At 70.3% G+C, this 23,763-nt stretch carries 19 protein-coding genes; 4 read left to right on the plus strand and 15 right to left on the minus strand.

Annotation, left to right across the window (positions count from 1 at the left end; genetic code table 11):
- Nucleotides 1–75: 75 nt before the first annotated feature.
- From PV762_RS00350 to PV762_RS00365, 4 genes are all read right to left on the minus strand, one after another.
- Complete coding sequence (locus PV762_RS00350; protein ID WP_421033043.1) at nt 76–1,173, minus strand: tetratricopeptide repeat protein; 1,098 nt, start codon at nt 1,171–1,173, stop codon at nt 76–78.
- A gap of 141 nt (nt 1,174–1,314) precedes the next feature.
- On the minus strand, nt 1,315–2,076 hold the full coding sequence (locus tag PV762_RS00355; protein WP_421033044.1) for an SDR family NAD(P)-dependent oxidoreductase: 762 nt from the start codon (nt 2,074–2,076) through the stop codon (nt 1,315–1,317).
- 78 nt (nt 2,077–2,154) lie between these two features.
- On the minus strand, nt 2,155–3,798 hold the full coding sequence (locus PV762_RS00360) for a phosphoethanolamine transferase (RefSeq protein ID WP_421033045.1): 1,644 nt from the start codon (nt 3,796–3,798) through the stop codon (nt 2,155–2,157).
- A gap of 43 nt (nt 3,799–3,841) precedes the next feature.
- Nucleotides 3,842–4,522, minus strand: coding sequence for an arylesterase (locus PV762_RS00365; protein ID WP_421033069.1), 681 nt, complete (start codon nt 4,520–4,522; stop codon nt 3,842–3,844).
- 13 nt (nt 4,523–4,535) lie between these two features.
- On the opposite strand from PV762_RS00365, the gene PV762_RS00370 reads away from it, so the two are divergent.
- Nucleotides 4,536–5,231 (plus strand): ABC transporter ATP-binding protein, encoded by a 696-nt coding sequence (locus PV762_RS00370; RefSeq protein WP_421033046.1) that lies wholly within the window; start codon nt 4,536–4,538, stop codon nt 5,229–5,231.
- Between the two features lie 4 nt (nt 5,232–5,235).
- Here PV762_RS00370 and PV762_RS00375 read toward each other — a convergent pair whose 3' ends face one another.
- The 7 genes from PV762_RS00375 to PV762_RS00405 all read right to left on the minus strand — a co-directional run bounded on the left by PV762_RS00375 (nt 5,236) and on the right by PV762_RS00405 (nt 12,293).
- Nucleotides 5,236–5,796, minus strand: coding sequence for a DUF2062 domain-containing protein (locus PV762_RS00375; protein WP_421033047.1), 561 nt, complete (start codon nt 5,794–5,796; stop codon nt 5,236–5,238).
- 98 nt (nt 5,797–5,894) lie between these two features.
- On the minus strand, nt 5,895–6,692 hold the full coding sequence (locus tag PV762_RS00380; protein WP_421033048.1) for a peptidylprolyl isomerase: 798 nt from the start codon (nt 6,690–6,692) through the stop codon (nt 5,895–5,897).
- Nucleotides 6,693–6,764: 72 nt separating this feature from the next.
- Nucleotides 6,765–7,106, minus strand: a complete 342-nt coding sequence (locus PV762_RS00385) for a BolA family protein (RefSeq protein WP_421033049.1) — start codon at nt 7,104–7,106, stop codon at nt 6,765–6,767.
- Nucleotides 7,103–7,750: a septation protein A gene (locus tag PV762_RS00390; RefSeq protein WP_421033050.1), complete on the minus strand. Its 648-nt coding sequence runs from the start codon at nt 7,748–7,750 to the stop codon at nt 7,103–7,105. Before PV762_RS00390 ends, PV762_RS00385 begins: the two co-directional genes overlap by 4 nt.
- Before the next feature lie 36 nt (nt 7,751–7,786).
- The gene (gene msrB, locus PV762_RS00395; protein WP_421033051.1) at nt 7,787–8,242 is read right to left on the minus strand and encodes a peptide-methionine (R)-S-oxide reductase MsrB; all 456 of its coding nucleotides are present in this window, start codon (nt 8,240–8,242) and stop codon (nt 7,787–7,789) included.
- Complete coding sequence (locus PV762_RS00400) at nt 8,239–9,786, minus strand: protein adenylyltransferase SelO (protein ID WP_421033052.1); 1,548 nt, start codon at nt 9,784–9,786, stop codon at nt 8,239–8,241. Before PV762_RS00400 ends, msrB begins: the two co-directional genes overlap by 4 nt.
- 74 nt (nt 9,787–9,860) lie before the next feature.
- Nucleotides 9,861–12,293 (minus strand): membrane-bound PQQ-dependent dehydrogenase, glucose/quinate/shikimate family, encoded by a 2,433-nt coding sequence (locus PV762_RS00405; RefSeq protein ID WP_421033053.1) that lies wholly within the window; start codon nt 12,291–12,293, stop codon nt 9,861–9,863.
- Nucleotides 12,294–12,406: 113 nt separating this feature from the next.
- Between PV762_RS00405 and PV762_RS00410 the strand changes: the two genes are divergently transcribed.
- A complete protein-coding gene (locus tag PV762_RS00410) occupies nt 12,407–14,866 on the plus strand; it encodes a hypothetical protein (RefSeq protein ID WP_421033054.1) in 2,460 nt (819 codons plus the stop codon).
- An 11-nt stretch (nt 14,867–14,877) separates the two neighbouring features.
- Here the strand turns inward: PV762_RS00410 and PV762_RS00415 are convergent, their stop codons facing one another.
- Together PV762_RS00415 and PV762_RS00420 are read right to left on the minus strand one after the other, a co-directional pair.
- The gene (locus tag PV762_RS00415) at nt 14,878–16,239 is read right to left on the minus strand and encodes a class I SAM-dependent methyltransferase (RefSeq protein WP_421033055.1); all 1,362 of its coding nucleotides are present in this window, start codon (nt 16,237–16,239) and stop codon (nt 14,878–14,880) included.
- A gap of 57 nt (nt 16,240–16,296) precedes the next feature.
- Complete coding sequence (locus PV762_RS00420; protein ID WP_421033056.1) at nt 16,297–17,043, minus strand: response regulator; 747 nt, start codon at nt 17,041–17,043, stop codon at nt 16,297–16,299.
- 129 nt (nt 17,044–17,172) lie between these two features.
- Between PV762_RS00420 and PV762_RS00425 the strand changes: the two genes are divergently transcribed.
- Both PV762_RS00425 and PV762_RS00430 read left to right on the plus strand, forming a co-directional pair.
- The gene (locus tag PV762_RS00425; RefSeq protein ID WP_421033057.1) at nt 17,173–18,633 is read left to right on the plus strand and encodes a hypothetical protein; all 1,461 of its coding nucleotides are present in this window, start codon (nt 17,173–17,175) and stop codon (nt 18,631–18,633) included.
- Nucleotides 18,634–18,727: 94 nt separating this feature from the next.
- A complete protein-coding gene (locus PV762_RS00430; RefSeq protein ID WP_421033058.1) occupies nt 18,728–19,699 on the plus strand; it encodes a hypothetical protein in 972 nt (323 codons plus the stop codon).
- Here the strand turns inward: PV762_RS00430 and argJ are convergent.
- Nucleotides 19,687–20,916: a bifunctional glutamate N-acetyltransferase/amino-acid acetyltransferase ArgJ gene (gene argJ / locus PV762_RS00435; RefSeq protein WP_421033059.1), complete on the minus strand. Its 1,230-nt coding sequence runs from the start codon at nt 20,914–20,916 to the stop codon at nt 19,687–19,689. The two genes, PV762_RS00430 and argJ, sit on opposite strands and share 13 nt — an antisense overlap.
- Nucleotides 20,917–21,461: 545 nt before the next feature.
- Nucleotides 21,462–23,666 carry a prolyl oligopeptidase family serine peptidase gene (locus PV762_RS00440; protein WP_421033060.1) on the minus strand — a complete coding sequence of 735 codons (2,205 nt, stop codon included), beginning with the start codon at nt 23,664–23,666 and terminating at the stop codon, nt 21,462–21,464.
- Nucleotides 23,667–23,763: the final 97 nt, after the last annotated feature.

A 23,763-nucleotide genomic window follows, 5' to 3' on the forward strand; every position in this document is an offset into this window, starting at 1 on the left:
GTCAGTTGAGGGCGTCGGGCGATATCCCCAGTCCGATCGTCCTGTCGACGGATGCGGTCCGGCCGGCTTGTTCGGTCACCTCGGCGGTGTTATCGAAAACATGTGCGCATCCCACGGCTTGCCGTCCACGCCACGGATGCGATGGCGCAGCAGGCCCTCGTAGTGCGCGCCGCTGCGGCGCGCCACCGCGAGACTGGCCTCGTTGCCGTCCGCCACCACGATCTCCACGCGCATCAGCTGAAGCTTGTCGAACGCATGCCGGCTGAGCGCCCGCACCGCGGAGCTGGCCGCGCCCTGGCCCTGCCAGGACGACCGCACCCAGTACCCGAGGTTGCAGAACGGGTGCACCGCATGCAACGAATTGAGCCCGCCGCCGCCGACGTACGCGCCGGTCTCGCGGTCGAAGATGCCGAACTCGTAGCTGGTGCCGCTCTGCCAGCCGCGCGCGCAGTGGTCCAGCCATTCGGCGCCCTCGGCGGCTGAGAAGCCCGCGTGCGCCCATTTCATCCATCGTCCGATGGCGGCATGCGACTCGCGGACCGCGGCGACGAAGTCCGGCAGATCGGCGGGCCGATACGGACGCAGAACGAAACGGCCCTCGACCAGTTCGACGCCCGGCGTGCCCGGCGCGACCACGCCGTCGTCGTCCCAGACCTCGCCGGCGAGTTGCCTGGCGCAGGCCAGCGTCGAACGGTTGTAGCGCGACAGTCGTGGCGCGAGCACGGCCAGCGCCAGCCCGGCCGCCTCGTTGCCACGCCCTTGCGCCGCATAGGTGAGCGCCAGGATGGATCGCGCCTCGTCATGCAGCGGCCGGTCATGGCCCGGCTGCATGTGATGTGCGAGCTCGCCCAGGAGCAGGGCCTCGCTTTCGTCGAGACGCTTCAACCAGCGCAGCGTGCTGGCGAGCTGGATGACCGCGCGCGTGCGGCGGTAGGGGTCGAGGCGGCCGCTGTCGAGCGCGGCGCGATAGAGCGTCTCGGCCTCGGCCTCGAGGCCCGCCGTGTCGCGCGCGCAGGCGCGTTCGAAGAGGGCGCGCGCATCGCCGTCGGGACGTTCAGCGGCGAGCGCGTCCACCTCGTCGACGATCTGCGAGCCGGTGAGATCCGGCGCGCGACGCCAGACGTCGTCGATGCGCAGGGACCAGTCGTCGTGGAGGGGAGCGGGTGCGGTCATCGGGCCAGTCTAGCGATTGCCCCGGAACCTGCTGGAAGTCTGCAGCACGATCATTGCGATGGTGGCCGCGGCCATCGCCCCGGTCGCCAGCCAGGCGAGCATCGACAGACAAGGCGGCCGTCGCGTCGGGCCGGGCGGTCATCACATCTTCGGCTGGCCGTTGGAGGCCATCACCCCACCGTCTACGGGAAGATTCACGCCATTGACGAAGCGCGCGTCGTCGCTGGCCAGGAAGGCCACGACCGCTGCGATGTCGGCGGGCTCGGCAGGCCGGCCCAGCGGCATCCGTTCCATGAAGCGGGCCACGAGGTCCTTGTCCTCCAGCATCTCCTCCGTCATGCCGGTCCGGGTGAGCGACGGTGCCACCGCATTCACCCGCACACCCTTGCCGCCGAAGTCCAGCGCGAGCGAGCGCGTGAGATTGACGACGCCGCCCTTCGCCGCGTTGTAGGCGCACATCCCCCAGTCGCCGGACAGGCCCGAGACCGACGCGGTATTGACGATGCAGCCCTGGCGCTTGAGCAGCTCCGGCATCGCCGCGCGGCAGCCGTGGAAGACGCCGCTGAGGTTGACGGCGAGCGTCTCGTTCCAGTCGTCCAGCGAGACGGCGAGGGCGTCGCCCTCGGTCCCGATGCCCGCGTTGTTGACGATCACGTCGAGGCCGCCGAAGCGCTTCACCGCGGCGGCGACGAGGGCCTCCACCTCGTTGAACTTCGAGACGTCCGCCGCCTGCGCCAGCGTGCGCTCCTGCGGCAACTGCTGCGCGACCTGCTGGAGCTTGTCCTCATGCCGCGCGCAGATGACGACGTTGGCACCCTCCTGGGAGAAGCGCTCGGCGACGCCGCGTCCGATGCCGGACGACGCGCCGGTGACGATGACGGTCTTGCCCTTGAATCGTTCCATACCGGTCTCCTTCGAATGGGGAAGGAGAGGCAAGGCGAGTGCCCGCCGGCGAGGACAAGGACGAGGCGCCATGGCCGGCTATTGCTCGAACACCACGCCCTTCACCGGCAGCGCCGGCGCCTGCCACGCGTAGGTGCGATGGAGCACATTGCGCTCGTCATGCATGCCGGACCAGCGCAACTGCAGCAGTTCGGCGAGCGTCCATCCGGCCCAGTCGACGCGGAACGGGCGCGAGGCCGTCGCGGGATCGAAGCCCGCCTCGCTGCGCCACAGCAGCGCCGGGATGCGGTAGCCCGAGGCCGTCCCGGGGCTGTGGCCCGCGTGGTCGCCGCCGTGCCCGACCTCCTGGCCGTGGTCCGACACGAACATCCACGCGCCGCGTCCGCCAGCCGGCAGGTGACTGCGCGTGAGCCGCAACGTCTGCGCGACGATGCGGTCGTGGTAATGGATCGCGGAGTCGTAGTCCTGCCGGAATTCGCGCACCCACGCGGCGCGACCGTCGCGCGCCATCGCGGTGTCCACGGCATCGCCGTCGTCGTCATCGAAGGGATGCTCGCCCGGCGGCATGCGCAGCCGGTAATGCGGGTGCGCGCCCAGCAGGTGCACGACCACCAGCTTGCGCGACGCCGGATCGGCCAGCGCCTGTTCGACTTCGTCCAGCAGCTCCCCGTCCAGCGAGCCGGACGAACGCCCCGGCTGCCGGTTGATCATCTCCACCACGTCGGCCAGCCGCGCGTGCTGCTGGTCGACGGCGACGTCGTCGTGGTTGCTCACCCACCAGACCTTGTAGCCCGCGCGCTTCGCCAGCGCGAGCAGATGCTGCGTGCTCCCGGCGGGATCGTCCTCGTCGCGCTCGCCGAAACTGAACAGGCCGCTCAGCGACGCGACCGTCGTCGCCTGCGTGGACCAGGCATGGCGCAGCGTCAGCAGCCGGGACGGCTCCTCGGCGCGCAGCGCGATCAGTTCCGGCGTCGTGGCGCGCGCGTAGCCGTAGAGGCTCATGTTGTCGCGGTTCACGCTTTCGCCGAGCACCAGCACGACGGTCGACGGCGTGTCCGTCGTCATCGTGGGCGCCGCCGCCCCCGCATTGCGCATCAGCTGCTCGCGCTGGACCTGCTGGTCGGCCCAGTTGGCCCGCAGGTCGGTGACTTGCTGTGTCCACGCCGGCCAGAACAGCAACGGATGATGCCGACGCCAGGGCTTGCTCAGGTGGGCGAGGGCGCACACGGCCAACACCACCAGCAGGGCGGCGCGGGCGCCGCGCGAGAGCGCCGTCCGATCCCCCGTCACGCGCGTGGCGAGCGTGATCGCGACGCCGGTGAGCGCGAGCATCCCGATCAGCGCGGCGACCGCCAAGGCCATCGCGGGCGCCTGCGAGCTCAGATATTCGATCGATTCGCGCGGCGTCGTGTTGGCCGCCGCGGCGAGCACCAGCGAGCTGTCCGGCGCCGCCTGGTATTCGCGCTGCAGGAAACCACGCACCGCGCCGTCGACGAGGAACGCCGAGATCACGAGGAAGGCCGTGGCCCAGCGCACGCGACGCCAGGCGGGGCGTTGGAGGGGCCACGGCAGCCAGAGCAGGACGGGGAGGGCAAGCAGCCCGACCTGCGCCGCACGTCGGCTGTCATGACCCGCCAGCACCGCGCCGGCACAGGCGAGCGCGAGCAGGCCGAGGGCGCCCCGGCGCAGCAGCGCGGGGCGCTTGAAAATCGAATCGGACATCAGACCGGAGGAGGGAGCGAAGGCGCGGAGTCTACGCACCCGCTCACAACATCGGTCTCAGGACCTTCCAGACGTTGTCCAGCATCACCGGATGCGCCTTGGCCAGCGGATGGATGCGGTCGCCCTGGAACCACTCGGCCATGTCGGGCCGGTCGGCCACGCCGGCCAGCAGGAAGGGCTGCAGCGGCACTTTCTCCTCCTGCGCGACGGTCTTGAAGCTGCCCTCGAAGTCGCGCGCGTAACTCGCGCCCATGTTCGGCGGGATCTGCATGCCGACCAGCAGCACCTTCGCGCCCGCCTCCTTGCCGGCCTGCACCATCGCCTTCAGGTTCTCGCGGGTCATCTTCAGCGGCAGACCGCGCAGCGCGTCGTTGCCGCCCAGTTCGATGATCAGGTGGGTCGGCCGATGCTGCTTGAGCAGCGCCGGCAGCCGCGAGCGTCCGCCGGAGGTCGTGTCGCCGCTGATGCTGGCGTTGACCACCTCGGCGGGCAGCTTCTGCGCCTTCAGCCGCTGGTCCAGCAGCGCGACCCAGCCGCTGCCGCGGGCCAGCCCGTACTCGGCCGACAGGCTGTCGCCCAGCACGACGATGCGGCGCGGCGCGGCCGCCGTCGCCGCATGTCCTTCGGTGCGGCCTTGCGCCGAGACAGGCCCGGCCAGGACCCCCGCCGCGACGAAGGTCGCGGCACAGGCGCTACAGTGCAACATCCATTCACGGCGGCGCATCTGCGGTTGATTCATGGTTCAGAACATCCTCGAAGTCGATCACGTCAGCAAGTCGGTCCAGGATGCCGACGGCGTGCTGACCATTCTGCATGACATCAATTTCCAGCTGCAGGCACGGGAATCCGTCGCCATCGTCGGCGCCTCGGGCTCGGGCAAGAGCACGCTGCTGTCCATCCTCGCGGGCCTGGACACGCCCTCCGAAGGCACCGTGCGCCTGCAGGGGCAGAACATGTTCGCCCTCGACGAGGACGGCCGCGCCGCGTTGCGCGGGGCGCATCTGGGTTTCGTGTTCCAGAGTTTCCAGCTGCTGGCGCACCTGACGGCGCTGGAGAACGTCATGCTGCCGCTCGAACTGCGCGGCGAACGCGACGCGCGGGCTCAGGCGAAGCTCATGCTGGAACGCGTGGGGCTGGGGCAGCGCCTGTCGCACTATCCGCGGGTGCTGTCGGGCGGGGAGCAGCAGCGCGTCGCGCTCGCCCGCGCGTTCGTGCAGCAGCCGGCGCTGCTGCTGGCCGATGAGCCCACCGGGAGCCTCGACTACGCCACCGGCGAACAGGTCATGGCGCTCATGTTCGAACTCAACCGGGAACTCGGAACCACGCTGGTGATGGTCACCCACGACCAGAGCATCGCGGCGCGGTGCGAGCGGCAACTCAAGATCTCGGCGGGACACCTTCAGGACATCACGATGGCGGATCTACCCGCCTGAAGCCTCACGCGCGCATCGCGCGTTCGCGCAGACGCCGTCTGCGCTCGAAGCGGATCACGGCCCACCAGCCGATGTAGACGATCACGTAGAGGACCAGTCCCAGGACGGCGCCCGCCAGCGGCAGGCCCACCAGCAGCGGCGTGCCCAGCTCGGAGAGCCATTGGCTCAGCGCGGGCCACCAGCTCGCCGGATCGCCCCAGTCCAGCGCCAGCTCCTTCGGCGCCGAGATCGGGCCGTGGATGCCCAGGACCTGACGCCCCAGGAAGATCGCCAGCGTCCAGATCGGCACCAGCGTCAACGGATTCGTCAGCCAGGTCGCGGCGATCGCCGCCGCGACGTTGGCCCGGCAGGCGATCGCCACCACCGCCGCCAGCAGCATCTGCGTGGGCAGCGGAATGACGCCCACGGCCAGTCCCAGTCCCGCGCCCAGGGCCACGCGCCGCCGGTGCGCCACCCACAACCAGGGGCGCTCCTTCAGGTAGTGGCCCAGCCACTTCAGTCCCGGGGTCTGTTCCAGGGACTCGGGCGAAGGCAGCAGTCGGCGGGCAAGGCGGGAAGCCGTCATGGGGTCGTCAAGCGATCATCAGATGTGAAAAGCCCGCGCGGCTGACCTGCAGCGGCGCGGGCTCTGAACAGTACAGCAAAGACTGTTCGGATCGGCGATCAGTTCTGGGAGAACTTGAAGTCGGTCTTGGCCTTGGTGCGCAGCTCTTCCTGGAACTCCGCGACCTTCTGCTGCTGCATGCGCTGGATGATCTGGGCCTTGACGTCGTCGAAGGCCGGGAACTGCGCCTGGCGCGTCTCTTCCAGCTTGATGATGTGATAGCCGAACTGCGACTTCACCGGCTCCTGCGTCATCTCGCCAGCCTTCAGCTTGCCCAGGGCGGCGCTGAACTCAGGCACGTAGGCGTCCGGCGCGGACCAGCCCAGGTCGCCGCCGTTCTGGGCGGAACCGGTGTCCTTGGAGTTCTTGGTCGCGAGGTCCTCGAACTTGGCGCCGCCGTTGAGCTGCTTGACCAGCGCCTTGGCGTCCTCTTCCTTTTCCACCAGGATGTGGCGGGCGTGGAATTCGGTGCCCGAGGCCTGCGCCTTGAACTTGTCGTACTCGACCTTGGCGTCGGCGTCGGTGATCGGGTTCTTCTTCGCGTAGTCGGCGAAGAGCTCACGGATCAGCAGCGACTGGCGCGCCAGTTCCATCTGGTTCTTGTAGTCGTCGGTCTTGTTCAGGCCGCGCTTCTCGGCTTCCTGCAGGAAGATCTCGCGCAGGACGACTTCTTCCTTGACCTTGTTTTCCATCTCCGGGCTGCGCGGCTGGCCACCCTTGGTGATCTGGCTGATCAGCACGTCGGCGCGGGCCTTGGGCACCGGCTTGCCGTTCACGATCGCGATGTTCTGGGCCAGGGCCGGCAGCGACACGGCGCCGATGACCGCCACGGTGGCGGCGAGCACAAACTTCTTCATGATGGGTAAAGGGCCTTTCGACTCTCGGGTGAGCGTGAACGCTCCAAAACAAAGCGCCGACTGGCGGCGCTGCTAGAGACCTGGTTTCTGTTGTTCGTCGGGCGCGCGCGCATCGATGGCTAGCGCGTGGATGCCCTTCTGCATCAGATCGGCGAGGGCATCATATACGAGCCGATGCCGATGGACCCTGGGTAAACCGGCAAAGCGCGCGCTGACGATTTCGAGGTAGTAATGGCCCCCTTCGCGGGCTCCCGCATGCCCCGCGTGGTGCGCGCTGTCGTCGCGCAGACGCAGCGAGACCGGCGCCAGCGCCGCCCTCAGGCGCGCCTCGATCTCGACCGACGGCGTGGCCGCCACGGCCGGCGGGGACCCCGATGCCGACGGGGGATTCCCGTTTCCGCCGCCGCCGCTCATGGCTTGGGCTCCTCGACCGTCGCCTCGGATTCCTGCGGCATGTGCCGGCCCATGTAGAGCCCGGTGCCGAGCGTGAACAGCACGATCAGGCCGGTCACGCCGAACACCTTGAAGTTGGCCCAGGCCTCGGTGCTGAAGGAGTAAGCGACGTAAAGATTGGCAAAACCGAGGGCCGCGAAGAAGACGATCCACGCCAGCGTGAGCCGCGTCCAGGCCATCTCGGGCAGTTCGACCTGCGGGCCGAGCATCTTGCGCAGCAGGTCGCGCCCCAGGACGAAACGGCTGACCAGGAACACCGTCGAGAACGCCCAATAGAGCATCGTCGGCTTCCACTTGATGAAGGTCTCGTTATGGAAGTAGACGGTGGCCGCACCGAGTGTGGCGACCAGGCCGAGGCTGATCCACAGCATCAGGTCGACCTTGCGGCCGCGCAGCTTCAGGAAGATCACCTGCAGGATGGTCGCCAGCATCACGACGATGGTGGCGAGCAGCACCGGCGCCTCGGTCGGGCCGACCTTGCCGCCGGAGACCAGGAAGCCCAGGTGCTCGGTGGCGAAGGCCGCCGCCCAGTCGGGCTGTCCGTCGGCGTACTTGAACGTGACGAAGAACAGCAGGAGCGGCAGGAAATCGAGCAGAAGCTTCATTCGGTCGGGATCGGGTCGGGATCGGTACGGCGGCGCTCAGCGCCGGGGCTCGAAGTCTATCGCGGCGGAATTGATGCAGAACCGCTCGCCCGTCGGGTCCGGACCATCGGGAAAGACGTGGCCCAGGTGGGTGCCGCAGTTGTTGCACCGCACCTCCACGCGGACCATGCCGTGCGTCGCGTCGACGACGCGCTCGACCACCTCGGCGTTGATCGGCTCGTAGTAGCTGGGCCAGCCGCAGCCGGCGTCGAACTTGGTGTCGGCCTTGAACAGCGGCGTGCCGCAGCCGACGCAGTTGTAGTTGCCGGCTTCCCAGTGGTCCCAGTACTTGCCGGTGAAGGCGCGTTCGGTCGCGGCATGGCGGGCGACCTGGTACTGCGTCGGGTCCAGCTGCTCGCGCCACTCGGCATCCGTCTTCTTGACGGGGTATTCGGTGTCGCGGTCGCGGTCCTGATCGGTGGCGTTTTGGGTGAACTTGTCGTAGCGGCTCATGATGAACAGGAAACCTCCAGCGTTTGCGCCCAGTCGGGCGGGAAGCCGGCGTCGGACGCCAGCGCGGGCTCGTCGAACGGACGTCGCAGCACCTCCAGCAACCGGCGCACTTCGCTGAAGTCGCCGGCCTCGGCCCGCTGGATCGCCGTCTCGGCCAGGTGATTCCGCAGGACCACCGCCGGATTGACCGCGCTCATCCGCCGGGCACGGGTCTCAAGTGCGGCCATCGTCTCGATCTTCAAGCGCGCCGCATACCGCGTCGCCCACGCGTCGAATCCGGCCCGGTCCACGAACAGGTCCCGCAGGCCCGCGTTCGCCGGGGCTTCCAGCGCCTGCGCCGGATCGAAGCCGGCCAGCCGGCGGTGCGCGATCGTGTAGTCGGTGTGATGCGTGGCCAGCAGACGCAGCCAGTCGTCGATCAGCGGGCCGTCCTCGCCGCGTTCGTCCACCTCGGCGGCGAGGCCGAGCTTCGCGCGCATGGCGCCGAGCAGCGCGGCGCCGAAGCGCTCGCGGTAGATCTCCAGCGCCTCGATCAGTTCGTCGCCGGCCGCCTCGGCGTCGGTGTCGATGTCGGGCATCAGCGGCAGCAGCGCCTGCGCCAGCGCATGCAGGTTCCAGAACGCGACCTGCGGCTGCCTCGCGAAGGCGTAGCGGCCCTGATGGTCCGAGTGGTTGCACACGTGGCCCGGATCGAAGCCGTCCATGAAGCCGAAGGGTCCGTAGTCGATGGTCAGGCCCAGCATCGACATGTTGTCGGTGTTCATCACGCCGTGCATGAAGCCCACGGCCTGCCAGGATGCGACCAGTTCGGCGGTCTGCGCCGCGACCTTGGACAGCACGGCAGTCACCGGATTCGGCGCGTCGGCGCAGTCCGGCGCGTGGTGTCGGACGAAGAACTCGAACAGCTCGCGCGTGCGGGCTTCCATGCCGTGATGGGTGAAGTGCTCGAAGTGGCCGAAGCGCAGGAAGCTGGGCGCGACGCGGGTCACGACGGCCCCGGTCTCGACGCGCTCGCGCTGCACCTTCAGCGCCGTCGAGCCGGTGATCGCGAGCGCCCGCGTCGTCGGGATGCCGAGCGCGGCCATGGCCTCGGAGCAGAGGAACTCGCGGATGGAGGAGCGCAGCACCGCGCGTCCGTCGCCGCGACGCGAATAGGGCGTCAGTCCCGCGCCCTTGAGCTGGAGCTCGAAGTGCCCGTCCGGACCGTCGACGCCGCCCAGCAGCAGCGCGCGCCCGTCGCCCAGCTGTCCGGCCCACACGCCGAACTGATGGCCGCTGTACACGGTGGCCAGCGGCCTCATGCCGTCCAATCGGGCATTGCCGCTGAAGGCCTGGAGCGCGCCGGGTCGGGTCCACCAGTCGCCGGGCCAGCCGAGCATGGCGGCGCAGTCCGCGCTGGTGGCGACCCAGTGCGGGTCGGGCAGTCCGGTGCCGGGGAGTTCGGTGAAGAAGTCGGGACCGAGCGTCGCGAAGCGATGGGTCCAGCGTTCAGGCTCGGCGCCTGGGAAGTCCGCGGGGAGGGACGCGTTGAGAGGCGCATTCATCGTGTCAGTTTACCGAGCGCCCCATGGCCCTGCGGCCCACGGGGTCCCGATGCCGGCGTCCTGCGGACGCCGGCTCAGCGCTTGTCCAGCGCATAGGCGCGTACATGGTCGCCCGGTGTCGTTCCCGTCGATCCGTGTCCGCCCGCGATGACCAGCAGGTACTGCCGGCCGTCCGCGCCCAGGTAGCTCATCGGGGTGGCCTGGCCGCCGGCGGGCAGGCGGCTCTCCCACAGGACGCGACCGTCGTTGACGTCGTAGGCGCGGACGTAGTCGTCCATGCTGCCCGACAGGAAGGCCACGCCGCCCGCCGTCATCAGCGGTCCGCCCAGGCTGGGCACGCCGAGCCTGAACGGCACCGGCAGCGGCGAGAGGTCCCGCACCGTGCCGTTGCGATGCCGCCAGACGACCTTGCCCTCGTTCAGGTCGACGCCGGCCACCGTGCCCCACGGGGGCGCCTGGCAGGGGATGCCCAGCGGCGAGGTGAAGGGCTTCATCTTCGCGGCGAAGGGCGCGCCGAAGTTCTCGTTCAGCGCCGGCAGCGCGCCCTTGGGCGGTCCGCCGTCCTGCACCAGCAGCGAGCGGTCGTCGCGGCGCGGCACCAGCGTCGAGGTGAAGCCCAGCACCGCCGGCGTGGTGAAGGCGATGCCGCGCACCGGATCGACGGCGATGCTGCCCCAGTTGAAGACGCCGAAGTTGCCGGGGTTGATCAGCGAGCCCTGCTCCGAGGGCGGGGTGAAGCGGCCTTCGTAGCGCAACTGGTGGAAGGCGATGCGGCACCAGAGCTGGTCGAACATCGACACGCCCCACATGTCGCGCTCGCGCAGTTCCGGCGGATTAAAGGAGATCGCCGAGACCGGCTGCGTCGGCGCGCTGAAGTCGCCCGCCGCCGCGCCCTGCGGTGCCGGCGTCTCGGTGACCGGGAACACCGGCTTGCCGTCGCGGCGGTCCAGCACGAAAAGCTCGCCCTGCTTGGTCGGCTGCACCAGCGCGGGCACGCGCTGGCCCTTCACCGTCAGGTCGACCAGCACGGGCTGCGCGGGCACGTCGTAGTCCCACAGGTCGTGGTGCACCGTCTGGAAGACCCAGCGCAGGCGGCCGGTCTCCAGGTCGAGCGCCACCACCGACGACGAATGCTTCTCCACCGCCGCCGGGCGCTTGCCGCCCCACTGGTCCGGCGGCTGGTTGCCCATCGGCAGATAGACCAGACCGAGCGCCTCGTCGACGCTGGCGACCGACCAGCTGTTGGGCGAGTTGGCCGCATAGGTCTGGCCGGCCGCGATCGGCGCGGTGGCGTCGGGATTCGCGGAGTCCCAGTTCCAGACCAGCGCGCCGGTCTCGACATCGTAGGCGCGGATCACGCCGGACTGTTCCTTCGTGGACGCGTTGTCGAGCACGGTGCCGCCGACGATCACCAGCTTGCGCGTGACCACGACCGGCGAGGTCGAGTAATACGCGCCCCGCTGGGCGTTCGGCATGCCGGCCATCAGGTCCACCGCGCCCTGCTGTCCGAACGAGGGACAGGTCTTGCCTGTCGCCGGATCGAGCGCGATCAGCCGCGCGTCGGCCGTGGGCATGAAGAGCTTGGCGGCGCAGGCCGCCGGCTGGGCGCCCGCCGCGGCCATCGCATCGGGCGGCGCCTGGTAGGACAGGCCGCGGCAGGTCAGATGCTGCAGCGCGAGTTCTCCCCGCACCTTGGGGTCGAAACGCCACAGTTCGCGGCCCGTGGTGGCGTCGAGCGCGAGCACCGTCTGATGCGGCGTGCACAGGAACAGGCGCTCGCCGACCTTCAGCGGCGTGACCTCGAAGGTGGTCTCGACCGGATCGCCGGGACGGCCGCGGACGTCGCCGGTGCGGAAGTCCCAGGCCAGCTTGAGGTCGCCGACGTTGGCCGGTGTGATCTGCGCCAGGGGCGACCAGCGCTGGCCGAAGCCCGTGCGGCCGTAGGCGTGCCACTCGCCGTCGGGGACCGAGGCCGCGCCGGAGGCCGCGTCGCCCGGCGGACGTGCGGCCCCGTTGGCCGGCATCGTGCCTTCGACCGCGTGAACGTCGCGTGTCCATGACGTCAACGCGACGACAACGAAGAGCCCGAGCGCCGCCGCGAGCGCGAGCGCGGGCGGGCTGCGCCATGCGACGCGTCGGACATCGTCCACCGGCAGATGACGCCGCATCGTCGGCACCAGGGCGAGCAGCGCCGCGCCGATGATGAAGGGCACGCCCAGGCGCGCACCCAGCGGCCACCAGTCCAGACCCACCTCCCACAGACTCCAGACGAGCGTGGCGAGGAAGTACAGCGCGTAGCCGAGCACCGCCTCGCGCAGCCGACCCCACATCAAGGCGCCGATGACGGCCCAGGCCAGGCCCGACAGCGCGTAGTACCAGCTGCCGCCCAGCGAGGCCAGCAACCCGCCGGCGGCGAGCATGACGAATCCCAGGATCAGCAGCGCGGCGCCGAGGACGCGGGCCAGCCAGGGGACGGGAGCGGGGGACGGGGCAAGGACCTTGGACATCGAGTCGCCTGAAGCGCCGCGGGTGCGGCCATGCCACGGCACGGCAAGTGGCGTTCCGGCGAACACGGCGAACACGACGAACGGGGCGGCGCGCGGCGCCCACCCAGCGGCTCATGACCTTTCATTCCTTGTCGCCCTGGACGACTGACGTCCAAACCTCCTACGGTTTCGAACCGGCGTTCTTCGATCGCACGCAGGCCCAGGAGGCCATATCCCCCGTGGTGACGACGGGATCCGGGCCGACGAACGCCCCGGAGCGTCCGCCGGGTTACGACGAGCCCATGCTCGCGAACGATTTCCGCAAGCTCAACGGCGAGTTCCTGAAGAGCACCGACGCCGAGCGGGCCCGCAGTGAGTGGACCGTTGCCTTCGAGACGATCCTCGACTTCGCACGCGCTCACCGCCTTCAGAAAGCCCAAGACCAACTGGTGGCGCTGCGGGACTTCCGGCGGGACAACCTTGGACCGGCCGTCGGCGGCGAAATCGAGCTCTACCGGCCCGACTACAAGCCCTGGATGGAAGCGGTGGCCCAGCACCTCGGCAACGATCGCATCTCCCTGGAGGTCCGTTGCGAGGCCCTTCAGCGGATCGACGGTCTGGGCGCCTGTCCGGCGCGCCACCGCGATGAGTTCAGACAGGCGGCGCTATGGCTCAAGGGCATGGGGGGCGGGCTCGGGGAATCCGTGTGGTGCAAGTTCTCCGCGCTGGCCCTGGGGCAATTGACGGAGCTGCTGCGTGCCGAGCCCCAGCTCGCAGGCCACGATTTCACCACGCCGCACGCCCTGACCCCCTTCGCCGCGGCCCTGCGCCTTCCGGGGTTCTCACGGGCGTCCGAACGGCAGGACGCTTACGTGCTCGACATCCGTCTCTACGGGGAGGTGATCCGGCGCTGCGCAGCCCGCCTGGAGGAGCGCCTCACCATGACCCTGGTCGCGGAACGGCTGGCCGAGGAATGCCTGCGGGACGTCCACCGGACGCTGAGCGCCAAGGTCAGCGGCGTCGCGATCGATCTGTGCGACGGAACCGCCCACTGGACGCGGCTCCAGGAAACGATGGAGAAACTCCCGGCGCGTTACGGCGATCTTCAACTCCTCGACGTCGTCGACCTGGACGAGGACGGCTTGCCCCGGAGCCTGACCGACGACACGCGCCTCCTGACCCTCCGGATCCGGGGGAACATGACGCGACTGCAGATCGCTCCGGCGCCCAGGGAGACCTTCCTCGAGCGGCAGGGCGTCGCCGGCGATAGCCGGTGCTTCATGCTGTTCGAAGACAAGTGGCCGTACGTCGTCGAGGGCGGGAGCGGCAAGGACTCGACGCCGCGGCGGCGCCTTCCGACGGCGGCCGAGATCGACGGGCTGCTTCGCCCCGCGCCGGGACCACACAGTCCGTCGACGCGCCGGTTCGACGAGACGACCCGGCGCGTGCTGACTGCCTACGCCGACGCGCTGCGGACCAAGGACCTGGACCCGGCGGCCGCCACGCGCGAGCGGGTCGCCGCGAACCCGACGGTCGAAGGACTTCGCATCGTCATTGAACGACAGGGGCTGGACGACCGGGCCTTGACGGCGTGGCTCGACGACGCGGCGCCGCGGTGGGACGCCGCCGCCCTGGACGACGCGTTGCAACTGCTGATCGGCAGTCGCCGCGCCGCGCCGCTGGCGGCGCTCCTGGCGGCTTGGCGGGTCGAGGGATTTGCGGACAGTTGGCAGCGATGCGTCCGGGACCAGGCGGTGCGCGACCGCGCGCTCAATACGGACGCGCGGATCCAGGGACGTGATGCGGACGGAGATCTCCCAGACGGCGGCAGGCGCCCGCCCCAGCAGCAGATGCTCGCCCGCATCGAGCAACAGCTCGGCGCCGTCGCGCCCCTGGCCGCCACGCGCGTGTGCCTGCAGGCGTTCCGGGAGCGTCACCCGCCCGGCAGCGATCGCAAGGAGGCCTTCGGATTCTCCCTGCACGAGACGCTGGATGCCCTGCGCCGCGTGCGCGCCGGCCCCGCGCGCCTGCTGACCGTGCCCCTGCTGGCCGAGGACGGCGGCTTGTCCGAAGCGCTGGAATCGACGTTCTTCGCGCACAACGCCGAGCGCTTGCAAGATGAACTCGATCTGATCTTCAACGTCGCGATCGGGCTCGAGCTGAGCCCCGAGGAGACCGCCACCCTGCTGCAGGTCACCAGCCGCGATCGCATTCCCGTGCCGTCGCCGTTCGGGAGCGCCGCGTTGCTTTCGGGACGTTTGTTTCTCGTGGACTGCCTCTTCGACTGGGTGACCAAGATGTTCCGACGGGGATTGCTGGATCCCTCGGCGGCGAAGCGCGTCCTCCTGCCCGACGCGCTGGAGGCCGCGCAGGCCGTGCCCCGAGTGCCAAACGGTAAAGTGTTCCAGGCCTTGCAACGCTACCTGGAACGTCTGGACACCGCTCGCGACCTGGGTCTGCTGAAGTCCTCCGACCTGGTGGTGGCGGCAGGCACGTCCTCGGACACGCCCGGGGCCTTGCTGCGCTCCGCCGCGGAACGTGGCGGGGCGGTGGCCGCCGCACTGCTGGAGAAATGGCGTTCGAAGCACCGTTGACGACGCGCCGGTCAGGCGGGAGCCAGCCGGCCTTCCACCCGCAGCAGCGTCTCCAGCGCCTGGCTGCGCAGGCCGTAGAAACGCTTGATCTCGTCGAGCTGCGTCAGCAGCTCCGCGCGTCGCGCCGGGGTCGGGTCTTGCGGGCGCTTCACGGCCAGCACCATCTTGTTCTTGCTGGTGTGCTCGAGCGCGATGAACTCGATCACCTGCGTGTCGTAACCCATGAGCTCCAGCAGCAGGGCCCGCAGCGAATCGGTCACCATCTCCGCCTCCTGGCCGAGGTGGATGCCGTGCTGCAGCAGCGGCCGCAAGGCGGCCGGCGTCGTCATCTGCGGCCGGATCTCCTTGTGGCAGCACGGCGCGCACATGATGACGCGCGCGCCGCTGCGCAGGCCGAAGTGCATCGCGTAGTCGGTGGCGATGTCGCAGGCGTGCAGCGCGACCATCACGTCCAGCGGCTGGTCGCCGCGCTCGCGCACGTCGCCGTGTTCGAAGCGGAGGCCCTCCAGTCCGTGACGCGCCGCCGCCGCGTTGCCCAGCGCCACCATGTCCTGCTTGAGCTCCACGCCCAGGACCGACGGGGTCAGGCCTTGCGCCCGCAGCCAGTCGTGCATGGCGAAGGTGAGGTAACCCTTGCCGGAACCGAAGTCGGCCACCCGCACCGGCCGCGGCGTTGCCTCGGGGGCGCCCCCGGCCGCGTCCAGGCCGGCCTTGCGGACGGCCGCGCCGAAGATCTCGATGAACTTGTTGATCTGCTTCCACTTGCGCGCCATCGCCGGCACCAGCGCGGGCTGACCCTTGAGCTCGTGCGTGACGCCGAGGTCGCGCCAGAACGGGCGGTCGGGGGAGAGCTCGCGCGGCTTGGTCCGGTCGTGCCCGACGGGCGCCGCCACGCTGCCGGCACCTGCCACTCCGCCGGCGCCCGCCACGGCGCCGGCACCGGAAGGACCTGACGCGTCGTCAGCGGCGGATGCGCCGGCCGTGCCGCCCTTCTTCCCCACCTGCAGCAGCGGCTTGCCCTTGCGGCTGAAGCGCAGCTGGACCTCTTCCGCCAGCGTATCCAGATGCGCCTGCTGGAAATCGCGGCCCAGCAGGGCGTCGATCAGGGCGAGGCCCTCGTCCAGCGGGTGGTTCTTGGTGACGTCCTTGGTCTTGTGCCGCCACAGGAAGCTCAGCGCGCGTTCGCCGCGCAGCTCGATGTCGCGCACGGTCAGGCGCTCGATGCTGGTGTCCTCGCCCTCATGGCGGCCCAGCAGCAGGCGCTGGAAGCGGCGTTCCGCCAGCGCGGTGCGCAGCAGGCGCAGGAAGCGCTGGCGTTCGTCCGGGGCGGACGTGGACGGGGAGGGCGTGAACAGGGGACTTCCGGATGACATGAGGCGGATTGTCCCGCCATTCCGGCGGGCCGGTCATGCCGCCGGGCCATGCCCCCGTCACGCCGGCCGGTCGAGCACCAGCAGCCAGTGGCCTTCGCCGACGACCTCGTCGTCCCCGTTCGTCAGGGTGAAGCTCAGTCGCTGCCGCGTGTCGCCCGTGCGCGGCGCGATCGTCAGCGACGAGGGCGGCGCACCGGCGCGCCGGCGCAGCGCCTCCCGGTGCAGCCAGGCCAGCACTTCCGGCGGCAGGCGGGCGTGATCCGCCCACGGCGGCGGGAAATGCGCCGCCATGAGCGTGCGCGCCTGCGGGGTCTGCCAGGTGCAGTGGCCGTCGCGTTCGCGCACCGCCATGCGGGCCGTGGGCGGGCGCGGCTCGACCGGGACGGCCGTCGGCGGCGGCGCCATGAGGCCCTCGATGCGCTGCAGCAGATCGCTCATCCGCACCGGCTTGACCAGGCACTCCGAGGCGCCGGCCTCGCACAGCGCCTCCACCCCGTGCGGGCCGCGCGCGCGGCTCAAGGTCAGCACCGGAACGCCGCTCCCGGCCAGGCGGCGCAACAGGGCCAGCGGGCCGTCGCCGGGCAGCTCGGGCAGTTCCATGTCCATGATCACGAGGGCCGGTCCCGCGCCCAGTCCGTCGGCGGCCGCCAGCGCATCCGCGGCGCGGAGCAGCTCATAGCCGCTCTCTTCGAGCACGGCGGCCAGCGGCTGTACCGCCAGCGCCTGCACGACCAGCAGGCGGGGGCGGGCCGCGCCAGGCGGGCGAGGGGGGCGAGCGGGATCGGACGGCGGCAGGGCGGGCATAGGTTCCACCATACAAGTCCCGTGCCCGCCGGTGGCGCGTGCGGGGCGGCCAAGCCTCGAACTCCGGGGCGTTCACCCCGGTTGCGCGGCGATCGGCGCCGCCGGCGCTGACGCACAATGGCCGGCGCCATGGACGATACCCCCGCCTCGCCCGACATCGACCCGACCGCCCCGCCCGCCGGCGAGGGGGCCGCGCCTGTCGCCGCGCCCACGCCAGCGGCCCCCGCGGCGCCGTGGGAGGGGCCGACGCCCGACGTCGTCGCCTGGCTGCTGGTGAACTGGCACAACAAGCATCCGCTGGCGCGACGCCTGGGCATCGCCGACGTGCATACCGTCGGCGCGGTGGCGCTGCCCTTCATGGCGCAGGCCTTGCCCAAGGAGCCCAGTCTCGAAGGCGGCGCCGCCGTCGAAGCGCCGCCGGCGCCGGCGAAGCGTCGTCTGCCTTGGCAGCGCAAGAGCGCGCGTCCGGGCCCCCGTCCGGCGTGGATCGATGAATTCATTCCCGGCCTGAAGACGACGGCGGTGGCCGCGATGGCCCTGGACAACGGCTTCACCACCGCCCCCGACGAGCTGCCGCTGCGTCGCGTCGACATCGACGAGCGCGCCCTGGCTGCGGCGGCGAACCAGGCTGGTGCATGGCCGATGGAATTGGTGCTGCTGAGCGCCGCTTTCGATGCGGGCCCGGCCCGTCGCCGCGTGCTCGTGGGGCGTCGCGACCAGGTGCTGGGGCAACGCGCGCTGGATCCGGCGCGGCTGGGCGTGGCCGGCAGCATCGCCATCCTGCTGCTGGTCGCGGCCGTCTGGGCGCTGTGGCCGTCTTCCAAGCCTTCGGAACAGGCCCTCGCCGCGCAAGCGGCGGCGGAGGCGGCTTCGGCCGCGTCGGCGGCGGCTGCCGCCCGGGCGGCGTCGGATGCAGCGTCGCAGGCCTTGGCCACGTCCGCTGCCGCAGAAGCGGCCTCGGCGGCTTCTGCAACGGCGGCCGCGACGCAAGCGGCGTCCGGTGCGAGCGCGGCCGCCTCGGCGCCTGCCGAGCAAGCGCCGACGGCCTCAGCCCCGGCGAGTTCGGCGATCCCCAGCATCCGTCCGTCGCTGCACAGCGGCGTCGGGCGCGCCCAGCGGGACACGGAGCAGGCCGCAGCCGCCGCGGCTGCGGCTGACGCCGTCAAGGCGGGCAGCGGCAGGGCCGACGACGGCAAGGCGGTCGACGGCAAGGCGGTCGATGGCAAGGCCGACGGCAGGGCGGAGGCCGCGATGCCCGGCAGCTCGGCGGCGGACGGCAGCCGCGTGGCCGTCGACGAGACCGGCCTGAGCAGCCTGATGAAACGCGATCCGGCCACGCCCGGCGCGAAGGTGGTGGCCCTGGTCGGTGCGCCCTACAAGTCCAAGGCCGAGGCCGAGGCGGCGCTGGCGCGCATGCGCGAGATGGTCGGGCAGACCACCGGCGGCACGTCGCCCAGCGGCGGCGTCTTCCAGACGAAGGAAGGCTGGCGCGCCGCCGTGTGGCCCTTCGGCAGCCGCGAGGAAGCGCAGCTGATCAACGCCACGCTGCTGGCCCGCGGCGTCCGCGGGACGCGCGCGGTCGACTTCTGACCACGGCGGGACTGGCCAGCCGGCGGACCTCTCGCGCCGAACAGAACCGTCCCTGACGCGGACTGCGTGGCCTTCCCTTGTTGAAAGCTGCGCCATGCCCCATGTTTCCGCCCCTGCGTACTGGACCTCGTCGCCACCGATCGGTTTCACGGCGGAGGCTGCTGTCCCGGGGGGCGACTCCCGGAAATTGGACCTACCGGAACTCGCGACCCAGGTCGAGCGTTATCCCGCTCATTCCGCTCATTCCGCTCATGCCGTTCATCGCCTGCTCCTGGGGCCCGCAGACCCGGACCGACCGAGCAACCTGCATCTGGCCACCCAGCGTGGCGACAAGGCGACCGTCCAAGGCTTGCTGCACCTGTTCGAACACTGTTCGAAGCAGGGCAAGCTCACGCCCACGCAATGCTGCGAACTCCTGCGCGGCGATGGCGCCCGACGAGGCAGTGAGCCAGGCCGCGATAGCGCCCTGGCGATCGCGATCGGCGGGTCCGGGCAGATGCATCGCGCCTTGATGTTCTATTACGTCCGCGCCTTCCTCGGCGAACGGATCACGGTCGGGGGCTTCGAGTCGCTCATGACGGGATGGCTACGGTCCGACACGGCGGCGAGGACGGCGGCGCTGGACTCATCGGCGCTGGAGGACTGGCGGCACTACTTCATCCACTGCGTATGGGCGGCATATGACGATCATTGGCTGGGGTCGGCACCCTTGGTGAGGATGATGACGCTGGTGGGACACGACCTGCGCGTCCGGCCGCGGGTCGGCTCACTCAACCTGTTGACCGGGGCGTTGACCCCTGGGTCCGAATCGACGTCAAGCGTCGTCCTGCAAGCGTCCCGCCCAGGCCGGATGGCGCAACGGCTGGACGAGTCCGCCGTGCGCTCCATCGGACCGACGCTCGACTCAGCCAAACATCGGCGCCGACTGCTCGCGCCCCCCATGCCGCCGCAGCGCCAGGCTCCGATGGTTCACGACCATCCCGTCGACGCGGCACGGGGCCGTCGCCGGCTGCTGGCCCCTGCGGATGGCCTCGCAGATGCGCGGGACCGGTATCAGGACCGGTAATCGGCGTTGATCGTCACGTACTCGTGGCTGAAGTCGCAGGTCCAGACCGTGGTCTGCGCCGGACCGCGGTTCAGGCCGACGCGCACGGTGATCTCGCTCTGCTTCATGACGCGCTGGCCGTCCTCTTCCCTGTACTCGGGACGGCGGCCGCCCTGCGTGACGACGTGGACGTCGTCCAGGTGCAGGTCGATCAGGCTCTGGTCGAGGTCGTCGATGCCGGCATAACCGACCGCCGCCAGGATGCGACCGAGGTTGGGGTCGCTGGCGAAGAACGCGGTCTTGACCAGCGGCGAGTGCGCGATCGCGTAGGCCGCCTTGCGGCACTCGTCCTCGTCCTTGCCGCCCTCGACGACGACCGAGATGAACTTGGTCGCGCCTTCGCCGTCGCGCACGATCGCCTGCGCGAGCTGCTGCGACACCGCCACCACCGCGTCGCGCAGCGCGCGGCCTTCGGCGCTGGTCAGCGAGGTGATGCGGTCGTGGCCCGCCTGATGCGTCGCGATCAGCACGAACGAGTCGTTCGTCGAGGTGTCGCCGTCGATCGTGATGCGGTTGAAGGACAGGTCCGCGGCTTCCTTGACCAGCGGCTGCAGCAGCTCCGGCGCGAGGACCGCGTCGGTGGCGACGAAACCGAGCATCGTCGCCATGTTGGGGCGGATCATGCCGGCGCCCTTGGAGACGCCGGAGACGGTCACCGTCCTGCCGCCGATCGTGACCTGCTTCGAGCAGGCCTTGGGCAGGGTGTCCGTGGTCATGATGCCGGCGGCGGCCTCGCCCCAGTTGTCGGCCTTCAGGGCGGCGATCGCGGCCGGCAGACCGGCGACGATGCGGTCCACCGGCAGCGTTTCCATGATGACGCCGGTCGAGAACGGCAGCACCTGCTTCGGATCGAGCTTCAGTTCGGCGGCAAGCGCGTCGCAGGTCTGGCGCGCGCGGGCCAGGCCGTCCGCGCCGGTCCCGGCGTTGGCGTTGCCCGTGTTGATGACGATGGCGCGGATCTCGGTGCCGGCGGCGAGGTGCTCACGGCAGACCTGCACCGGCGCGGCGCAGAAGCGGTTGGCGGTGAAGACGCCGGCGACGCTGGCGCCTTCATCGAGCGCGATCACGGTCAGGTCGCGGCGGTTGGCCTTGCGCACCCCCGCCATCGTGACGCCCAGGCGCACGCCCGGCACGGGCAGCAGGGATTGCGGATCGGGAGCGGTCAGGTTGACGGGCATGGCGGTCGGATCGAAAAGGGGATGGACTCACCGGGCAGTCCAGGCGCCCGGGACGGATGCGCGGGATTGTAGGAGTCGTTGCGCGACCGGACGGCGACCACGGCGCGAGCCTGGCGCGACGAAAAAAAGCCCGGTCCCTCGTGAGAGGGCCGGGCAAGTGCGCTGTGACGCCGCCTGAACGTCCCGACTGCTGGGGGCGTGGCGCTGCGGCGTGGCGGATGTGAAGCGCGTGCGCGCCGGCCATCGGGCGACCCGTGAAGGGCCGCGGCCTGGGCGCGAGGATCGTTGAGGACTCAGTCGCCGTGAGGCGACGGCGCCGGGAGGGGCCTGGCCTTGCGGAGTTGCGGGCAGGGACGCGGGTGCGTGGACTGCGGGCTGGCGGGCGTGCGGCGTGTCGTCATGCTTTGCATCATCGCCTTTGGCAAAGAATCCGAGACGAAAAGAACAGGGCGCAAATCCGGCCAAACAAGTGGCCGGAATTTGCGCCCATTTCCGCGTCTCGGGTGAACAGGCGCGACCCGCGCGCCTGTCGCCGCACGCAGGCCTTACTTGACCGTCATCCCGAAGGTGTTGGCGATGAAAGCCAGGATGTCCGCGCGTTCCTCGATGATCTTGGAGGTCGGCTTGCCGGCGCCGTGGCCGGCCTGCGTCTCGATGCGGATCAGCTTGGGCGCGGGGCCGGTGTCGGCGGCCTGCAGCGTCGCGGTGTACTTGAAGCTGTGGGCCGGGACGACGCGGTCGTCGTGGTCGCCGGTGGTCACCAGGATGGCCGGATACCGCGCGCCGCTCTTGATCGTGTGCAGCGGCGAGTAGGCCTTGAGCCACTGGAAGTCGGCGGCGTTCTCCGCGCTGCCGTAGTCCGAGGTCCACGCCCAGCCGATGGTGAACTTGTGGAAGCGCAGCATGTCCATCACGCCGACCTGCGGCACCGCGGCGCCGAAGAGATCGGGGCGCTGGTTCACGACCGCGCCGACCAGCAGGCCGCCGTTGGAGCCGCCGTTGATGGCGAGCTTCGCGGGTTGCGTGTACTTGCTGGCGACCAGGTATTCGCCGGCGGCGATGAAGTCGTCGAAGACGTTCTGCTTCTTGGCCTTGGTGCCGGCCTCGTGCCAGGCGGCGCCGTACTCGCCGCCGCCGCGCAGGACGGCCAGCACGTATACGCCGCCCATCTTCATCCAGGTCGCGGCAGTGACGCCGTAACCCGGCGTCATCGGCACGTTGAAGCCGCCGTAGCCGTAGAGCAGGGTCGGGTTGCTGCCGTCCAGCTTCAGGCCCTTGCGGTGGGCGATGAAGATCGGCAGCTTCGTGCCGTCCTTGCTGGTGACGAAGACGCGCCTGCTTTCGAACTGGTCGGCCTCGAACGCGGTCTGCGTGCGCTTGAACAGCTCGGCCTTGCCGGTCTTCGCATCCAGGCGCCAGATCTCGCCGGGGGTGGTCAGGCTGGTGTAGCTGAAGAAGGTCTCGGGGTCGTTCCACTTGCCGCCGAAGCCGGCAGCGGTGCCCACGCCGGGCAGCTGGATGTCGCGCACATGCTTGCCGCTGGGGGCGTGCACGCGCACCAGCGTGGCGGCATCCTGTAGGTAGCTCAGCACCAGCTGGCCGCCGACGCCGCTGGCGGCGGTCAGCGCGTCCTTGGTCTCGGGCACCAGCGTGGTCCAGGTCTTGGGATCCTTGGCCGTCCAGTCCTTGTCCAGGTCGATCGCGATCAGGCGGCCGCGCGGCGCGTCCTTGTCGGTCTTGACGATGAGGCGCTGGCCGTCGAGCACGACGGGCGCGTACTCGGCGTCGAAGCTGACGGTCAGCGGCACGGGCTTGGCGCCGGCGTAGCCGCCCTTGCCGTCCAGCGGCAGCAGCATCAGGCCGTTCTTGCGGGCGGAGCCCTTCCAGATGTTGATCAGCGCGAGGCGGCCGTCGTCGGTGACGTCGACGTTGAAGCCCCATTCCTTCTCGGCGGGGTTCTCGGCGACCAGCGTGTCGGCGGACTGCGGCGTGCCCAGGCGGTGGTAGTAGACCTTCTGGAAGTAGTTGGCGCCGGTCAGGGCGGCGCCTTCCTTGGGCGCGTCGTAGCGCGAATAGAAGAATCCCTTGCCGTCGGGCGTCCAGGACGCGCCGGAGAACTTCACCCATTCGATGGTGTCGTCCAGGTCCTTGCCGGCGTCGAGGTCGCGGACCTTCCAGGTCTGCCAGTCGGAGCCGGCGCCGGCCGTGCCGTAGGCCATCAGGCGGCCGTCGTTGGACACGACGCTGCCGGTCAGGGCGACGGTGCCGTCCTTGGACAGCGTGTTGGGGTCGAGCGCGACCTGCGGCGTGTCCTTCAGGCTGCGGGCGGTGTAGAGCACCGCCTGCTGCTGCAGGCCGTTGTTGCGGGTCCAGAAGTAGCGGCCGCCTTCCTTGTAGGGGACCCCGAACTTCTCGAAGTTGTAGAGGTCGGTGTAGAGCTTGCGCGCGGGCAGGCGTTGCGGCATCGCGGCGAGGAACTTGTCGGTGACCGCGTTCTCGGCCTGGACCCAGGCCTTGGTGTCGGCGCTGTTGTCGTCCTCGAGCCAGCGGTACGGGTCGGCGACGGTGGTGCCGTGGTAGTTGTCGGTCTGGTCGACCTTGCGGGTGGCCGGGTAGCTCAGGCCCTGGGAGGTCGGGGACGACGCGGAGGTCGTGGCGGCGGCAGGGGCCGCGGCGGTCTGTGCGGTGACGGCCGTGCCGGTGCCGAGCCCGACCACCAGCGCGGCGGTCAACGAGAGGCGGGTATGCATGCGATGTGCTCCTGGAGTCGGGAAGCCGCCCCGCGCGGCTCGTGGCCGTGCGGTGCGGTGCGCGGGGATTGTGCCCCGCGGTCCGTGGGGTGCCTTT

The organism is Mitsuaria sp. CC2 (assembly GCF_048957715.1).
GTDB lineage: Bacteria > Pseudomonadota > Gammaproteobacteria > Burkholderiales > Burkholderiaceae_C > Roseateles.

Bases quoted from the DNA above. Each gene is read 5' to 3' on its own strand.
- PV762_RS00350 (WP_421033043.1), bottom strand. From the start codon at position 1,173: ATGACCGCACCCGCTCCCCTCCACGACGACTGGTCCCTGCGCATCGAC.
- PV762_RS00355 (WP_421033044.1), bottom strand. From the start codon at position 2,076: ATGGAACGATTCAAGGGCAAGACCGTCATCGTCACCGGCGCGTCGTCC.
- PV762_RS00360 (WP_421033045.1), bottom strand. From the start codon at position 3,798: ATGTCCGATTCGATTTTCAAGCGCCCCGCGCTGCTGCGCCGGGGCGCC.
- PV762_RS00365 (WP_421033069.1), bottom strand. From the start codon at position 4,522: ATGCGCCGCCGTGAATGGATGTTGCACTGTAGCGCCTGTGCCGCGACC.
- PV762_RS00370 (WP_421033046.1), top strand. From the start codon at position 4,536: ATGGTTCAGAACATCCTCGAAGTCGATCACGTCAGCAAGTCGGTCCAG.
- PV762_RS00375 (WP_421033047.1), bottom strand. From the start codon at position 5,796: ATGACGGCTTCCCGCCTTGCCCGCCGACTGCTGCCTTCGCCCGAGTCC.
- PV762_RS00380 (WP_421033048.1), bottom strand. From the start codon at position 6,692: ATGAAGAAGTTTGTGCTCGCCGCCACCGTGGCGGTCATCGGCGCCGTG.
- PV762_RS00385 (WP_421033049.1), bottom strand. From the start codon at position 7,106: ATGAGCGGCGGCGGCGGAAACGGGAATCCCCCGTCGGCATCGGGGTCC.
- PV762_RS00390 (WP_421033050.1), bottom strand. From the start codon at position 7,750: ATGAAGCTTCTGCTCGATTTCCTGCCGCTCCTGCTGTTCTTCGTCACG.
- msrB (WP_421033051.1), bottom strand. From the start codon at position 8,242: ATGAGCCGCTACGACAAGTTCACCCAAAACGCCACCGATCAGGACCGC.
- PV762_RS00400 (WP_421033052.1), bottom strand. From the start codon at position 9,786: ATGAATGCGCCTCTCAACGCGTCCCTCCCCGCGGACTTCCCAGGCGCC.
- PV762_RS00405 (WP_421033053.1), bottom strand. From the start codon at position 12,293: ATGTCCAAGGTCCTTGCCCCGTCCCCCGCTCCCGTCCCCTGGCTGGCC.
- PV762_RS00410 (WP_421033054.1), top strand. From the start codon at position 12,407: ATGACCTTTCATTCCTTGTCGCCCTGGACGACTGACGTCCAAACCTCC.
- PV762_RS00415 (WP_421033055.1), bottom strand. From the start codon at position 16,239: ATGTCATCCGGAAGTCCCCTGTTCACGCCCTCCCCGTCCACGTCCGCC.
- PV762_RS00420 (WP_421033056.1), bottom strand. From the start codon at position 17,043: ATGCCCGCCCTGCCGCCGTCCGATCCCGCTCGCCCCCCTCGCCCGCCT.
- PV762_RS00425 (WP_421033057.1), top strand. From the start codon at position 17,173: ATGGACGATACCCCCGCCTCGCCCGACATCGACCCGACCGCCCCGCCC.
- PV762_RS00430 (WP_421033058.1), top strand. From the start codon at position 18,728: ATGCCCCATGTTTCCGCCCCTGCGTACTGGACCTCGTCGCCACCGATC.
- argJ (WP_421033059.1), bottom strand. From the start codon at position 20,916: ATGCCCGTCAACCTGACCGCTCCCGATCCGCAATCCCTGCTGCCCGTG.
- PV762_RS00440 (WP_421033060.1), bottom strand. From the start codon at position 23,666: ATGCATACCCGCCTCTCGTTGACCGCCGCGCTGGTGGTCGGGCTCGGC.